This is a genomic window from Streptomyces sp. NPDC040610, assembly GCF_055594065.1.
Window position 1 is genome coordinate 1 of the sequence record NZ_JBVIXA010000011.1, and the last position, 14,581, is coordinate 14,581.

General features: G+C 72.4%; 12 protein-coding genes. 5 read left to right on the top strand and 7 right to left on the bottom strand.

Features of this window, described 5'->3' with window-relative positions:
• Nucleotides 1-127 precede the first annotated feature (127 nt).
• From ACZ6AA_RS30860 to ACZ6AA_RS30880, 5 genes are all read right to left on the bottom strand, one after another.
• Nucleotides 128-1,147 carry a TerC family protein gene (locus tag ACZ6AA_RS30860; RefSeq protein WP_468448766.1) on the bottom strand — a complete coding sequence of 340 codons (1,020 nt, stop codon included), beginning with the start codon at nucleotides 1,145-1,147 and terminating at the stop codon, nucleotides 128-130.
• A 327-nt stretch (nucleotides 1,148-1,474) separates the two neighbouring features.
• Nucleotides 1,475-3,475 carry a TerD family protein gene (locus ACZ6AA_RS30865; RefSeq protein WP_471461428.1) on the bottom strand — a complete coding sequence of 667 codons (2,001 nt, stop codon included), beginning with the start codon at nucleotides 3,473-3,475 and terminating at the stop codon, nucleotides 1,475-1,477.
• A 71-nt stretch (nucleotides 3,476-3,546) separates the two neighbouring features.
• Nucleotides 3,547-4,125 carry a TerD family protein gene (locus tag ACZ6AA_RS30870; RefSeq protein ID WP_030358780.1) on the bottom strand — a complete coding sequence of 193 codons (579 nt, stop codon included), beginning with the start codon at nucleotides 4,123-4,125 and terminating at the stop codon, nucleotides 3,547-3,549.
• Nucleotides 4,126-4,250: 125 nt separating this feature from the next.
• Nucleotides 4,251-6,419: an excinuclease ABC subunit UvrB gene (uvrB, locus tag ACZ6AA_RS30875; RefSeq protein WP_471461430.1), complete on the bottom strand. Its 2,169-nt coding sequence runs from the start codon at nucleotides 6,417-6,419 to the stop codon at nucleotides 4,251-4,253.
• Between the two features lie 41 nt (nucleotides 6,420-6,460).
• Nucleotides 6,461-7,351, bottom strand: coding sequence for an MHYT domain-containing protein (locus tag ACZ6AA_RS30880; protein WP_468448772.1), 891 nt, complete (start codon nucleotides 7,349-7,351; stop codon nucleotides 6,461-6,463).
• Nucleotides 7,352-7,624: 273 nt separating this feature from the next.
• On the opposite strand from ACZ6AA_RS30880, the gene ACZ6AA_RS30885 reads away from it, so the two are divergent.
• The 3 genes from ACZ6AA_RS30885 (at nucleotide 7,625) to ACZ6AA_RS30895 (ending at nucleotide 10,834) form a co-directional block, all read left to right on the top strand.
• Nucleotides 7,625-8,524, top strand: a complete 900-nt coding sequence (locus ACZ6AA_RS30885) for a glycerophosphodiester phosphodiesterase (protein ID WP_471461883.1) — start codon at nucleotides 7,625-7,627, stop codon at nucleotides 8,522-8,524.
• 144 nt (nucleotides 8,525-8,668) lie between these two features.
• Nucleotides 8,669-9,250: a methylated-DNA--[protein]-cysteine S-methyltransferase gene (locus ACZ6AA_RS30890; RefSeq protein WP_468450102.1), complete on the top strand. Its 582-nt coding sequence runs from the start codon at nucleotides 8,669-8,671 to the stop codon at nucleotides 9,248-9,250.
• A gap of 285 nt (nucleotides 9,251-9,535) precedes the next feature.
• Nucleotides 9,536-10,834 carry an MFS transporter gene (locus ACZ6AA_RS30895; RefSeq protein WP_468448776.1) on the top strand — a complete coding sequence of 433 codons (1,299 nt, stop codon included), beginning with the start codon at nucleotides 9,536-9,538 and terminating at the stop codon, nucleotides 10,832-10,834.
• Between the two features lie 75 nt (nucleotides 10,835-10,909).
• On the opposite strand, the gene ACZ6AA_RS30900 is transcribed toward ACZ6AA_RS30895, so the two are convergent.
• Nucleotides 10,910-11,278 carry a cupin domain-containing protein gene (locus ACZ6AA_RS30900; protein ID WP_468448778.1) on the bottom strand — a complete coding sequence of 123 codons (369 nt, stop codon included), beginning with the start codon at nucleotides 11,276-11,278 and terminating at the stop codon, nucleotides 10,910-10,912.
• 79 nt (nucleotides 11,279-11,357) lie between these two features.
• Between ACZ6AA_RS30900 and ACZ6AA_RS30905 the strand changes: the two genes are divergently transcribed.
• The gene (locus tag ACZ6AA_RS30905) at nucleotides 11,358-12,269 is read left to right on the top strand and encodes a pseudouridine-5'-phosphate glycosidase (protein ID WP_468448780.1); all 912 of its coding nucleotides are present in this window, start codon (nucleotides 11,358-11,360) and stop codon (nucleotides 12,267-12,269) included.
• A gap of 164 nt (nucleotides 12,270-12,433) precedes the next feature.
• Nucleotides 12,434-13,558, top strand: a complete 1,125-nt coding sequence (locus ACZ6AA_RS30910; protein ID WP_471461886.1) for a carbohydrate kinase family protein — start codon at nucleotides 12,434-12,436, stop codon at nucleotides 13,556-13,558.
• Between the two features lie 136 nt (nucleotides 13,559-13,694).
• On the opposite strand, the gene ACZ6AA_RS30915 is transcribed toward ACZ6AA_RS30910, so the two are convergent.
• On the bottom strand, nucleotides 13,695-14,489 hold the full coding sequence (locus ACZ6AA_RS30915) for a methyltransferase domain-containing protein (RefSeq protein ID WP_468448782.1): 795 nt from the start codon (nucleotides 14,487-14,489) through the stop codon (nucleotides 13,695-13,697).
• Between the last annotated feature and the right edge of the window lie 92 nt (nucleotides 14,490-14,581).

Genomic DNA, 14,581 nt, shown 5'->3' on the forward strand with positions numbered 1-14,581 from the left:
CCCTCTTCTCCCCCCCCCCCCCCCCCACCCCTCCCCCCCCCCCCCCCCCCCCCCCCCCCCCCCCCCCCCCCCCCCCCCCCCCCCCCCCCCCCCCGCTCCGGGGTGGTTCTTCACACAGCCGGCACCGTCACGCTTCGATGCTGTCCTTCTGGGCGTCGTCCTTGCCGGACTCGTCGCCGCTGCCGGCCTCGGCCGCCTCGCGCTCCGCCTGCTTCTTGGAGGCCATGAGGCTGGTGATCGTCGTGATGATCAGGACGCCGCAGATGACGCCGAGCGAGACCGGGATGGAGATCTCGGGGACGTGTACGCCGTTCTCGTGCAGGGCGTGCAGGACCAGCTTCACGCCGATGAAGCCGAGGATCACCGACAGGCCGTAGCTGAGGTGGACCAGCTTCCTGAGCAGTCCGCCGATGAGGAAGTACAGCTGCCGCAGGCCCATGAGGGCGAAGGCGTTGGCGGTGAAGACGATGTACGGGTCCTGGGTCAGGCCGAAGATCGCCGGGATGGAGTCCATGGCGAACAGGACGTCGGTGGTACCGATGGCGAGCATGACGACCATGAGAGGCGTCATGATCTTCTTGCCGTTCTTCCGGATGAAGAGCTTCGTGCCCTCGTACCGGTCGGAGACGCCGAACTTCTTCTCGATGGACTTCAGGAGGCGGTTCTCCTCCCAGTCCTCTTCCTCCTCGTCGGCACGCGCCTCCTGGATGAGCTTCCAGGCGGTGTAGATCAGGAACGCGCCGAAGATGTAGAAGACCCACGAGAAGTTGGCGATGACCGCGGCGCCGGCGGCGATGAAGATCGCTCGCAGGACCAGGGCGATCAGCACACCGAACAGCAGCACGCGCTGCTGGAGGTGGGAGGGCACCGAGAACTTCGCCATGATCAGGATGAAGACGAAGAGGTTGTCGACGGAGAGCGACTTCTCGGTGATGAAGCCCGCGAAGAACTCGCCGGACGCCTGGCTCTCGCCCGCGAGCAGCAGGCCGACGCCGAAGAGCGCCGCCAGGACGATCCAGACGATGGTCCAGATTCCGGCTTCCTTGATCGACACGTCATGGGGCTTGCGCCCGATGAAGAAGTCGACTGCGATCAGGGCACACAGACCGAGAACGGTCGTCACCCACACGGTCATAGAAACGTCCACTGCGCCTCCGGCGTCGTACGGCTACTGATCAGCGTCGTCGCTGCCGGAGGTCTCTTCCACCCGGGCGCTGTGCGTGCGCCCCGGTCCGACGCCCCGGGACCGATGGCGGTCCGTATTGACGGGCACGTCGCGTCTGGGAGTACTCCCCTCCGCACTGAGAAGAGTACGCGAAAGACCAAGGTTAGGTAAAGGGACCGGCAAACGAGCACCAAATGCCCAGCTCACAAGGGTGCGTGGGCGCTTGACAGTCTCTAGGTCGACTTGGCGGCGCCGGTACGCGAGGGGCGGGTGGGGCACATGTCGACTTGCCGATGCGGAGTCGGCGGCTCAGCGGCTTCCGGTGCGGCGGGCCGCGCCCACACGGTCCAGGACGTGGCTGAGGACCTGGCTGCCGGGCGGGGCGAGCGAGGGCTCGTACGTCCACGCGTGGCCCACCCACGGGTCCGCGAGGTGGTCCTCCGGCACCGGCGTGAGACGCAGCAGGGCCCGCCACAGCGGGTCGAGGAGCGGGCCGTACTCCGCGGCGTCCTCGCGGTCGGCGACCATCATCAGGTGCACGCCGACGGCGGGGCCCTCGTCCGCGAGATAGCGCAGCCGGGTCACCGCGCGGTCGTCGAAGCCGTGCGGGAAGTCGTTGACGATCAGCAGGTGCTCGCCGGTGTCCAGGTCCTGCGGCAGCGCGTCGGCCATGCCGCCGCGGACCGCCATCTGCACGAGGTCCACGCGCTGGGTGAGCCGGGTGAGCACGGCGGCGGCGCCCGCGGCACCGGTCGCGGGCGGCTCGTCCAGGACCCCGGCGCCCACCAGCGGGGCGAACGCGCTCGCACCGCTGCCGGCGGCGTCGATGACGTGCACGGTGAACGCGCCGGGCGGATACGAGGCGAGCAGCCGCGCGGCGTGCGCGACGGCGCTGTCCAGGGCGAGGCGGCGCAGCTGGTCGGCGTCCACGAGGGAGTCCGTGCCGGAGCGGCCGCTGTCGATCCACAGGCCGCGCTCCAGGGGCAGCCGGACGAGCATGGGGATGCGCAGGTCGGGGCGCTCGGGGAGGCTGAGGCCGCCCAGGCGCAGGGCCATGGGGATCTCCATGGGCGCGCGATAGCCCTGCCAGACCGGGCTCGACCAGTCGGCGAACGCCGGGGGCAGGGCGGGCTCGACGACCTCCGCCTCGGCGGCGAGCTGGGCCAGGTCCCGGTCGAGGGCGGCCCTGGCCTGGTCGACGAGGTCGCCGTGGCGGGCGCGGGCGGCCTCGCGCGCGGCGTCACCGGTGCCGCCGATGCGGCTGCGCGGGTCGGAGAGGACCTTGTCCAGCTCCTGCTCCATACGGGAGTCGGCGAAGTCCACCGCGCTGCGGTACGCCGACGCGGAGCGGGCCAGGTCCTCGAACATGCCCCACACCTGGTTGTACAGCCGCTCCTCCATGGACCAGCCGGTGGCGTCGCCCGCGACGGGGCGGGCGGGCTGCCCGGGTGCGGCGGGCGGAGCGGTGGGCGGGGGCGGCGGGGGCGCGCTGGTCTGGCGGCGCGGGTGGGTGTAGTTCACGGGGCCGCCGTCGCCGGGCTGCGCGGGCGGGGTGGCGTCCCCGGACGCGGGCGGGACGGGCTGCGGGGGCTGGCCGCCCTCGCCGGGTGCGGGCGAGGGGGTGACGGGCTGCGGAGCGGTGTCGGGGCCCGGCTCGGGCGCCGACGGCTGTCGGCCGGGGCTCGTGTGGCCCTGGGCGGCGGCGCGCACGCGGGTCTCGTCCGCGGGGCGGGGCGGGGGTGCGGCCACCGAGCGGGCGAGGCCGCGGGCCACGGCGTCGTTGATGGCGGTCGCCAGCTCCTGGGCCTCGGGCAGGCCCTGGTCGGCGAGCATGGCGGCGAGGCCGCCCGCGTAGCCCTGGCCGACGGCGCGGACCTTCCAGACATCCTGCTTGCGATACAGCTCCAGGGCGACGACGGCGGACTCGGCGGACAGGTCCGTGATCGTGTAGCTGGCGATCTCGGTGCCGTCGAGTGCGGTGACGGCCACGAAGGGCGCGGCGACGGCGCCGAAGGAGACCGGGCCCGCGACGCCGACGGGCAGCGCGAGCAGCACGTTGACCTGGTGCGCGCCGTCCGGCAGCGCGCCCAGGTCGACGGCGAGGCGGTGGTCGGCGGCCGCCTGCCGGGACACTTCGAGTCCGGGCAGGGTGGGGGCGCCGGGGTGGGCGACCCAGGAGGTGTCGCGCACCTTGCGGTGGTCGTCGCACAGGGTGGCGCCGGCGACGATCGGCTTGCCGGCCGACACCCGGATCTCGAGGCGGGTGCCGGGAACCGGATGGTTCTGCCCCCTGACCAGCTCGGCGGTCATCGCTTTCGTTCCCCCTTGGTGTCGGCCCCCTCACCGGGCCTGCGTGCGGACTGCCGTCTGGACGGTGGTGCTCAGAGGTGCGGCAGGATCGACGGCATCAGGTCCTGGAAGGTGCGGCCGTTGGCGGGGTTGCCGAGGGCCGTCATCTGCCAGCCGGAGCCCGCGCGGTTGACCTTGGCCATGATCTGGGCGGTGTACTGGCCGCCGCCGTCGAGGGTGTAACGGGCCAGCTCCTGGCCGTTGGTCTCGTCGACCAGGCGGCAGAACGCGTTCTGCACCTCCTGGAAGGTCTGACCGGTGAAGGAGTTGACCGTGAAGACGATCTGGTCGATGTGGACCGGGACGCGCTGCAGGTCGACGAGGATGGCCTCGTCGTCGCCGCCCTGGCCGACGCCGCCCACCAGGTTGTCGCCGGTGTGCCGCACGGAGCCGTCGTCGCTGACGAGGTGCCGGAAGAACACCACGTCGACGGGCTGCTTGTCAGCGAACAGGACGGCCGACGCGTCGAGGTCGATCTCCCGCGTGCGCGTGCCGAACAGGCCGCGCCGCGGGGCCGCCTGCCAGCCAAGTCCCATGCGCACCGACGTCAGAGCGCCCCCGTCGTCCTTCTGCAGGCTGATGGCCTGGCCCTTGGTCATGTTGACCGTCACGCGCTGTCCCCTTCTCGAACTGCCCTGGGCAACCGCCCGTTGCGGCGGTTGCCCATCACCCTATGCAGCCCTGTCCACCGCGCCGCACCCTGCCGGGCACTTTGTGTCGGTGTTGCAACACTGCGCTACGCCTGGCCTGCCTCCTTCATCTGCCGCAGTTCCTTCTTCATCTCCGACACCTCGTCGCGCAGTCGTGCGGCGATCTCGAACTGCAGGTCCGCGGCGGCGGCGCGCATCCGCGCGGTCATCTCCTCGATCTGCTCGGTGAGTTCGGCGGCGGGCCGGTCCGTGGGCACCGTCTGCCCGGTCTTGCCCTTGGCGGCCTTCCCCGTCGTCCCCGCCTTGGCGCCCTTGGCGGCTGCCGCGCCGCCCGCCGTGCCGAGCGACGGCACCGGGGCCTTGGCGTTCTTGCCGTCCTTCGCCTTGCGGTAGTCGGTGCCGAGGAGTTGCTCCGTGTCGACCTCTTCGCGCGCGATGGACGAGACGATGTCGTTGATCTTCTTGCGGAGGGGCTGCGGGTCGATGCCCTTCTCCTTGTTGTACGCGATCTGCTTCTCCCGGCGGCGGTTGGTCTCCTCGATGGCCTTCTCCATCGCCGGGGTGATCTTGTCGGCGTACATATGGACCTGCCCCGAGACGTTGCGCGCCGCGCGGCCGATCGTCTGGATCAGGGACGTGCCGGAGCGCAGGAAGCCCTCCTTGTCGGCGTCGAGGATCGCCACCAGGGAGACCTCGGGCAGGTCGAGGCCCTCCCGGAGGAGGTTGATGCCGACCAGGACGTCGTACTCACCGGCGCGCAGCTCGCGCAGGAGCTCGACGCGGCGCAGGGTGTCGACGTCGCTGTGCAGATAGCGGACCTGGATGCCCAGTTCGAGGAAGTAGTCCGTGAGGTCCTCGGCCATCTTCTTGGTGAGCGTGGTGACCAGGACGCGCTCGTCCTTCTCGGTGCGCTTGCGGATCTCGTGCACCAGGTCGTCGATCTGGCCCTCGGTGGGCTTGACGACGACTTCGGGGTCGACGAGGCCGGTGGGGCGGATGATCTGCTCCACGGCGCCGTCGGAGCGGGAGAGTTCGTACGCCCCCGGGGTCGCCGACAGGTAGACGGTCTGGCCGATGCGCTGCTGGAACTCCTCCCACTTCAGCGGGCGGTTGTCGAGCGCGGACGGCAGTCGGAAGCCGTGGTCCACGAGGGTGCGCTTGCGGGAGGCGTCGCCCTCGTACATCGCGCCGATCTGCGGGACCGTGACGTGCGACTCGTCGAGGACGAGCAGGAAGTCGTCGGGGAAGTAGTCGAGGAGGGTGTGCGGCGGGGTGCCGGGGCCGCGGTCGTCGAAGTGCATCGAGTAGTTCTCGACGCCGGAGCAGGAGCCGATCTGGCGGAGCATCTCCAGGTCGTACGTCGTGCGCATGCGCAGCCGCTGGGCCTCCAGCATCTTGCCCTGCTTCTCCAGCTCCGCGAGGCGCTCGGCGAGCTCCTTCTCGATGCCGTTGATCGCCTTCTCCATGCGCTCGGGGCCCGCTACGTAGTGGGACGCCGGGAAGACGTACAGGTGGTCGTCGTCGCTGATGACCTCGCCGGTCAGCGGGTGCAGCGTGGAGAGCGCCTCGATCTCGTCGCCGAACATCTCGATGCGCACGGCCAGTTCCTCGTACACCGGGAAGATCTCGATGGTGTCGCCGCGGACCCGGAAGGTGCCGCGGGTGAAGGCGAGGTCGTTGCGGGTGTACTGGATGTCGACGAAGCGGCGCAGGAGCTGGTCGCGGTCGATCTCGTCGCCGACCTTGAGCGGGACCATCCGGTCCACGTACTCCTGCGGGGTGCCGAGGCCGTAGATGCAGGAGACGGAGGCGACCACGATAACGTCGCGGCGGGTGAGCAGCGAGTTCGTCGCGGAGTGGCGCAGGCGCTCGACCTCCTCGTTGATCGAGGAGTCCTTCTCGATGTACGTGTCCGACTGGGGGACGTACGCCTCGGGCTGGTAGTAGTCGTAGTACGAGACGAAGTACTCGACGGCGTTGTTCGGCAGCAGCTCGCGGAACTCGTTGGCCAGCTGGGCGGCCAGGGTCTTGTTCGGCGCCATCACGAGGGTGGGGCGCTGGAGCTTCTCGATCATCCACGCGGTGGTGGCCGACTTGCCGGTGCCGGTGGCGCCGAGCAGGACGACGTCCTTCTCGCCCGCGCGGATGCGCTTCTCCAGGTCGGCGATGGCCGTCGGCTGGTCGCCACTGGGCTGGTACGGGCTGACGACCTCGAAAGGTGCCACCGTGCGTTCGATCTTCGATACGGGCCGCATGGAACCCACCGTACGACCCCCCACTGACAACGCCCCCGCGCTCACCACTTCTGCGGTGTCCGCGCCCCCGTTCTGCGGCGGGTCCTGCGGCCGGGCCGGGCCGCGGGCCGGCGGCTGACGTGCCCGGCCTGGCGGTCGCCGGAGCGGGGCACGGGGTAGGAGGCGGAGCGCGGGCGGGCCGCCGCGGCCTTCAGGTCGGCCTTGCCCAGCATCATCAGCGGGTCGAACATCACGATGACGCCCGCGAGCAGCAGGAAGGCGAGCGGGCCGACCATGAGGGGGGCGAGGATCTCGGGGGACGAGTCGCCGGGCGGGGCGGTGGAGTGGCCGTGCAGATGGACGGTGACGGCGGCCATCCCGGTGTAGTGCATGCCGCTGACGGCGAGGCCCATGACGAGGCTGGCGCCGAGGCTCCACAGGAAGCCCCTGATCTGGCCCGCGGCCCACAGGGCGGCGATGGCGGCGACGACGGCGATCACCACGGAGGCGGCGACGGTCAGGGTGTTGTACTGGAGCCTGCCGCCGAGCCGCATTCCGGCCATCCCCAGGTAGTGCATCGAGGCGATGCCGAGCCCCGTGATGGTGCCGCCGGTGAAGAGCGCCGCTCCGCTGGCGCCGCGGTAGCCCACGATGAAGATCCCGACGCCGACCATGACGATGGCGACGGCCAGGCTCGCGAAGGTCGTCGCCCGGTCGTAGTGGATCGGGGTCCCTTCGACGCTGAAGCCCATCATCGCGATGAAGTGCATGGTCCAGATGCCGGACCCGATGGCGGCCGAGCCGAGCGCGAGCCAGCCGGGCCGCCAGGAGTGCGCGACCAGGAGTGACCGCGTGGTGCAGCGCAGGCCGAGCGCGCCGCCCAGGCAGGCCATCAGATAGGCGACCACCGGCGTGACGAATCCGTAGCTGAAGCCGTCGACCGTGCCCTCCATGAGCGGTAGCCCTTCCGCCTGTCGTACCTGGATGTCCCGGAACGCCCCGTCTGCTCTCGGCCGACAGCCAGGTGACGGGCCGTCGGCTGAGGTGAGAGTAGGGCTCAGCCGTGAACGCACGACCGATTTTCCGGCAAAGACACACGGGTTCCGCGCCTGGGGTCCCCACTTGGGAGACCGGTGTTCAACGTGTGGTCATCCTGTACCTGTCTGTAGTTGGCCGTGGACTGTCATTCTCAATCGAACCGTGAGCTCATGACGCGAGGAGAACCCGTGCACGCACGCGCCGCAGCCGCCACGACCGCCGCTCTCCTGGGAACAGGAGCACTCGTCCTCCCCTCCACCGCCGGCGCCGAGGCCCCCGCCGACACCACCGTCGCCGCCTCCGCCGCACACAGGACCCCCACAGTCGTGGCCCATCGCGGAGCCTCCGCGTACGTCCCCGAGAACACGCTCGCCGCGATCGACAAGGCCGCCCGGATGGGCTTCCGCTGGGTCGAGAACGACGTCCAGCGCACCAAGGACGGCGTCCTCGTGATCGTCCACGACGACACCCTGAAGCGGACGACCAACGTCGAGCAGGTCTTCCCCCACCGCTCCCCCTGGAAGGTGAAGGACTTCACCGCGGCGGAGATCGCCAAGCTGGACGCGGGCAGCTGGTTCGGGGCGCAGTACAAGGGCGCGCGCGTGCCGACGCTCACGCAGTACATGAACCGCGTCTCGCGCAACCACCAGAGCCTCGTCCTGGAGATCAAGAAGCCCGAGCTGTACCCCGGCATCGAGCGGGACACCCTGCGGGTGCTGCGCAAGACCGGCTGGCTGGACCGCGACCACGTCAAGAACAAGCTGGTCGTCCAGAGCTTCAGCGCGGACAGCGTCAAGAAGGTGCACGCCCGGCGGCCCGACATCAAGACCGGCTTCCTGGGCACGCCCGCGACCGCCGACCTCCCTGCGTACGCGAAGTTCGCGGACCAGATCAACTCGACGCACACGTCCATCTCCGCCGGGTACGTCTCCGCGATCCACCGGCTCAAGGGCGCGCACGGCAAGCGCCTGGAGATCTTCACCTGGACCGTGGACGAGAGCGCCGCGGCGCGGCGGGCGGCGGCCTTCGGTGTGAACGGCATCATCACCAACAAGCCGGACGTGGTGCGCAGAGCGATCAACGACTGACCGGACAGCCGGACGGCCGGACGCGCAGCCGACGGCACGGCCATGGCTCGACCGACGGCAGGTCTCCCGCCTGCCGAGCGCCGCGGGACGACTCGTCCCGCGGCGTTGTCAGTGCCCGGACGTACCGTGGTTTCCATGAACGCCATGGGGCACAACGAGCAGGACCGGGACGAGCGTCGGGAGCCGGACGCGCGGTCCGGCGCCGTGTGGGCCGTCGTCGCCAGCGACATCGGCCCGCTGCTGCTGGCCGCGACCGACGCGGGCCTGGTCACGGTCGTCTTCCACGCCACGGACGACGTGCGCGACAAGGCCCTGGAGCGTCTCGGCTCCCGCCTGGGCGCCGAGCCGGTCGAGGATCCCGCCTCACCGCTGCTCGCCGAGCCCATACGCCAGCTGCGGGCGTACTTCGCCGGGCAGCGGCGCGACTTCGAGCTGCCGCTGGACTGGTCGCTGATCTCCGGCTTCAACCGCCAGGTGCTGCGCGAGCTCGCGGCGGGCGTGCCGTTCGGAACGGTCGTGGGCTACGGAGACCTGGCCCGCCGCGTCGGCCAGCCCGGCGCGGCCCAGGCCGTGGGCATGGCGATGGGCGCCAATCCCCTGCCGGTCGTGGTGCCCTGCCACCGGGTGGTGGAGAGGGACGGCGGCATCGGCGGGTTCGGCGGCGGCCTGGAGACGAAGCGGCGGTTGCTCGCGCTGGAGGGGGTGCTTCCCGAGCCGCTGTTCTGAGCGGGCGGCGTGGATCTGTGGCGGCGTGCGCGGGCGGGGGCGTCCGTGGGCGGCGGCCTCGTGCGCCGCGCCCTCGTCACCGGCTTCGTTCCGCACGGCATGCAACCGGCTTCGTTCCGTACTGCATGTACATGAACAGCACCTGTCCTGACACACTTCCGACGTGGTCATATCCCCCTCGCCCTCGTCGTCCCCCGCGTCTTCGCCTTCGTCGTCCCGGGCAGCCGCCGCGGACCTCGTAGCCGCTGCGCCCGCCCGGTGTCCCCGTAGCCCGCGATGTCCCCGATGAGCACGACCGGGGACGCGACCCTCGCACCCGTCGCCGTCGAGGAACTGCCCGCGCTGCGACGGCGGATCACGGCGGTCCTGGTCGCGAGCCAGATCCTGGGCGGGCTCGGTGTGGCCACCGGGATCGCGCTGGCCGCCGTGCTCGCGAAGGAGGTCAGCGGCACGGAGTCGCTGTCCGGGCTCGCGCCCACCGCGACCGTCGCCGGGACCGCGCTGCTGTCGGTGCCGCTGGCGGCGCTGATGACCGCGCGGGGCCGCCGCCCCGGTCTCGTCCTCGCGTATCTCATCGGCGCGTTGGGCGCGGGAGTGGTGGTCGTGGCCGCGGCCCTCGGCAACTTCCCGCTGCTCCTGGTGGGCATGGCCGGGTTCGGCGCGGCGTCGTCGGCCAACCTGCAGGCGCGATTCGCGGCGGCCGACCTGGCCGAGCCGGGGGCCAGGGCGCGCGCCATCTCCAACGTCGTATGGGCCACGACGATCGGCGCGGTCCTCGGACCCAACATCGCGGCACCCGCGGGCCGCAGCGTCTCCGGGCTCGGCATTCCGAAGGAGGCGGGGCCCTTCGTCTGGGCGGCCGGGATCTTCCTGATCTCGGCGGTCGTGGTGGCGCTGCTGCTGCGCCCCGACCCACTGCTCACCGCCCGCGCCCTGGAACCCGGCGGTGACCAGACCGCGGCGGGCCGATCGCTGCGGGCCGGGTTCGCCGCCGTGGCCGCGTCCCAGCAGGCGCGGCTCGCGCTGGTGACGGTCGCCATCGCGCACACCGCCATGGTGTCGATCATGTCGATGACGCCGGTCGACCTCGGCCACCACGGGGCGAGCATCGATCTGATCGGCCTGGTCATCAGCGGGCACATCGCGGGCATGTACGCGTTCTCGCCGGTGATGGGGCGGCTCGCGGACCGGATCGGGCGGCTCGCCGTCATCGCCCTGTCGGTGAGCCTGCTCGCCTGCGCGGCGCTGCTCGCGGGGACGGCCGGGAGCAACCACGGGCAGACGGCGGCGGGCCTGTTCGTGCTCGGCCTCGGCTGGTCGGCGGGGCTCGTGGCGGGGTCCGCGCTGCTCACCGACTCCGTGCCGCAGGCCGCCCGCGCCGCCGCCCAGGGCCTCTCGGACCTGACCATGAACACGGCGGCGGGCGTCGGCGGCGCGGTGGCGGGCCTGGTGGTCGCGCGGGCGAGCTACGGCTGGCTCAACCTGATCGCGGCGCTCCTGCTGCTGCCGCTCGCGGCGTTCGCCCTGTTCACGCGCGGGCCCGGCCGTACGGACACCGGGGCTGACGCCGTACCGGAGGACTGACGCCGGGTCGCCGCCGTACCACAGGGCTGACCCGGCGCACCGGACGAACCGGACGTCCGGCGTCGCGGCGGGCGTTCAGCCGCCGAGGGTGATGTGGTACGCCTTGCGCAGCGTCTCGTGCACGGTCCACGTCGTACGGTCGCCCTCGCGCAGCACGGCCGCGTCGCCGGGGCCGACCTCCAGGACGTCGCCGCCCTCCACCTCGATGGTGGCGCGGCCGCTGACGACCACGAAGAGCTCGTTGGCCTCGGTGTCGGTCACCACGCCCGGGGTGATCTGCCAGATGCCGCGCAGCTGCTTGCCGTCGGCGGACTCCCAAAGGACCTTGCCGGTGACGACGGGCTCTCCGGAGACGATCTGCTGCGGGTCGAGCGGCTCCTCCTCCAGCTCGGCGTCCGGAATGTGCACGGCAAAAGAGGGCGCGTTCTGATCATTCGTGGTCATGGCCGGTCACCTTAATGGGTTTGCCGTGGGGCACCGCCCGCCAGGGATGAAGGAAGACCCGACTGGCAGGAGGCTGACCGTGTTGGTGGTGTCCGACGAGGTACAGGCGGCTCTCGCACGACGGCGCCCGATCGTGGCCCTGGAGTCAACGATCATCGCGCACGGGCTGCCACGCCCCCGCAATCTGCGTGTCGCCCTCGAACTGGAGCAGGCCGTACGCGACGAGGGCGCCGTGCCCGCCACGATCGCCGTCCTCGACGGGCGCCCCCATGTCGGCCTGGACAAGGACCAGTTGGAGCGGGTCGCCGGGGAGGACGGGATCCGCAAACTGGGCCACCGGGACCTGCCGATCGCCGTCGCGGCGGGCGCGAGCGGGGCGACGACGGTGTCCGCGACGGCCCTGCTCGCCGCCCGCGCCGGGCTGCGGGTGTTCGCCACGGGCGGGCTCGGCGGGGTGCACCGGGAGTGGGCCCTCACCCAGGACGAGTCGGCCGACCTGGGGCTGCTCGCGCGGACCCGGATCACGGTCGTGTGCGCGGGCGTGAAGTCGATCCTGGACGTGGCCGCGACGCTCCAGCGGCTGGAGACCCTGGGCGTGGCGGTGGCGGGCTACGACACGTCCCGCTTCCCCGGCTTCTACCTCTCCGACTCCGGGCACGACGTGGACTGGACGCTGCGGACACCGGACGAGGTGGCCGCGGTCATGCGCGCCCAGGACGCGCTGGCCGGACCGGAGTCGGCGCTCGTCGTGGCCAACCCGGTGCCGGAGGCCGAACAGCTCGAACCCGCCCTCCACGCGCGCGTGCTCGACGAGGCGCTGCGGGAGTGCGCCGCGCGCGGTGTGCAGGGCCAGGCGGTGACCCCGTTCCTCCTCGACCACCTGATGCGGCACACCGAAGGGGCCTCCCTGGAGGCCAACCTCGCGGCGGTGCGCGGGAACGTGCGGCTCGCGGCACGGATCGCGGCGGCGTGGACGCGGACGACGACGTGACGGCTTCGGGCGAGCGGCCGGACTCGGTCCCCGTAGCACCCGGCGAACCACTGGAATCCGTCCCCGTGACACCCGGCGAGCCACCGGAGTCCGACCCCACGACACCCGGCGAACCATTGGCCTCGGGCCCCATGGCCCCCGGCGAGCCGCCGGCCCCCTGCGCCATGGCTCCCGGCGGGCCGGAGCACCCCTCGGCGCTCTCCCCGAACGGAACCGGCGCCCTCCTGGTCGTGGGTGACGTCGTCACGGACATCGTCGCCCGGCACCGAGCACCCCTCGCACCCGGCACCGACACGGCCGCGGCGATCCGTACCGTGCCGGGCGGCGCGGGCGCCAACGTCGCCTGCTGGGCGGCCCACTGGGGCTGCCAGGACGTGCGTTTCCTCGGGCGGGCCGGTGCCGACGCGGCCGCGTGGCACGAGGAGACGCTGCTCCGCGCCTCGGTACGCCCCCATATCGCCGTCGACCCCGAGGCGCCCACGGGCACGGTGATCTGCCTGGTCGACGCGGCGGGTGCGGCGGCCGAGCGGACGTTCCTCACGGACAGCGGCGCGTCCCTGCGCCTGTCCCCCGCCGACTGGACGCCGTCCCTGCTCGACGGCGTGACCTGGCTCCACCTGTCCGGGTACCTGTTCTTCGCCGAGTCCAGCCGCGCGGCGGCGCGGGCGGCGCTCGCGTCGGCACGCGCGCGTGGGGTGACGGTGAGCGTGGACCCGGCGTCCACGGGGTTCCTCCTCCGGCACGGGGTGGACCGCTTCCTGGCCGACGCGGCCGGGGTGGACGTACTGCTGCCGAGCCGCGACGAGGCGCTGCTGCTGACGGGTCGACCTCGGGCCACGGGCGCTGCCGACGCGACGGAGCCGACCAGAGCGGCTGAGTCGACCGGTCCCGCCGACGCGGCCGCCGAGCTGAGCCGCCGGTTCCCCGAAGTGGTGGTCAAGCTGGGCGGGGACGGCGCGCTGGCCGCGCGGGACGGACGGGTGCGGGTGCGCGTCCCGGCGGTGCGGGCGGACGCACGGGACTCCACGGGCGCGGGCGACGCGTTCACGGGGGCGTACATCGCGTCGCGGATGGCGGGGGCGGGGCTGCGGGAGGCCGTGGGTGAGGGGTGCGGGGCGGGGGCGCGGGCGGTGTCACGGGTGGGGGCCCGGCCGGAGCTGCGGGCCCCGCTTCCCGGGGGACGAGCGGAGGCTCACCCTCTCGGGGGGCCTGCGGAGGCTCACCCTCTCGGGGGACGTACGGGGGCACCCCTTCCCGGGGGACGAGCGGGGTCTCACCCAAGGTCATGAGGCGCCCCGGTCCGGGCCCGCGCCCCTGCCAGGACTCGCGCTCCGATCAGGACTCACGCTCCGATCAGGGCCCGCGCCCCTCTCAGGGCCCGCCCTCCGAACAGGGCCCGCCCTCCGACCAGAGCCCACGCCCCTCTCAGGCCTTGCGCGCCCAGGCCGACACCAGCGGTGCCGTGGCCGGGACGACGACGCGTTCGGCGACATGGGCGAGGTGCCGCTCGATGTCGTCGTGCGAGGCGAGGCCCGCGGCGACCAGGTCCGCGCGGATCTGTTCGACGGTGGCGGACTCCAGGGCCGCGCACGCCGGGGAGACGAGCGGGAAGTACGCGTCGGCCTCCACCTGCCGCAGTCCCGCCGCACGCAGCAGCCGCGGCAGCACCCGCCCGAACGCGAGGTCGGCGCCGCGGTCGGCGAGCAGGGCGCGCACACCGGCGCGCAGCCGGTTCGCCGCCTCCTCCTCGGGGCTGTGCTCGTCGGGGCAGGCCAAGGGCTGCAGGGCGGGGTCGGCCTCCTCGATCAGGAGCCGGCCGCCGGGGCGCAGCGCCTTGATCATGGAGTGCAGGGCCCGCTCGCGGTCCGGCACATGGGTGAGGACGAGGCGGGCGTGCACGAGGTCGAACGCCTCGGCGGGCGGCGCGTCGGCGGCCACGTCGTGGATCCGCACCTGCACGGGCGGGCGCGCGGCCGACAGCAGCGGCGCCGTGTCCGTGGCGGTGGCGAGCACACGGCCGGTCGGGCCGACCCGCTTGGCGAGCCAGGACACGACGGACGTGCCGCCGGCGCCGACCTCCCAGCAGCGCCAGCCGGGGCCGATGCCGAGCCGTTCGATGTGCCGGAAGGTGGTGGGGTCGAAGAGGGCGGCGAAGGCGCTGGAGCGGGTCGCCGACTCGTCGGGCCTGCCGTCGAGGAGATAACCGTCGGTTCGCGTCATGCGGCGATCATGGCAGTTCCGGAGCGGAGTATTCCGTTCCCACAGGCCCCGTCGTGGTGTCGGACCGGGCTGGCAGACTTGCTCATCAAGTC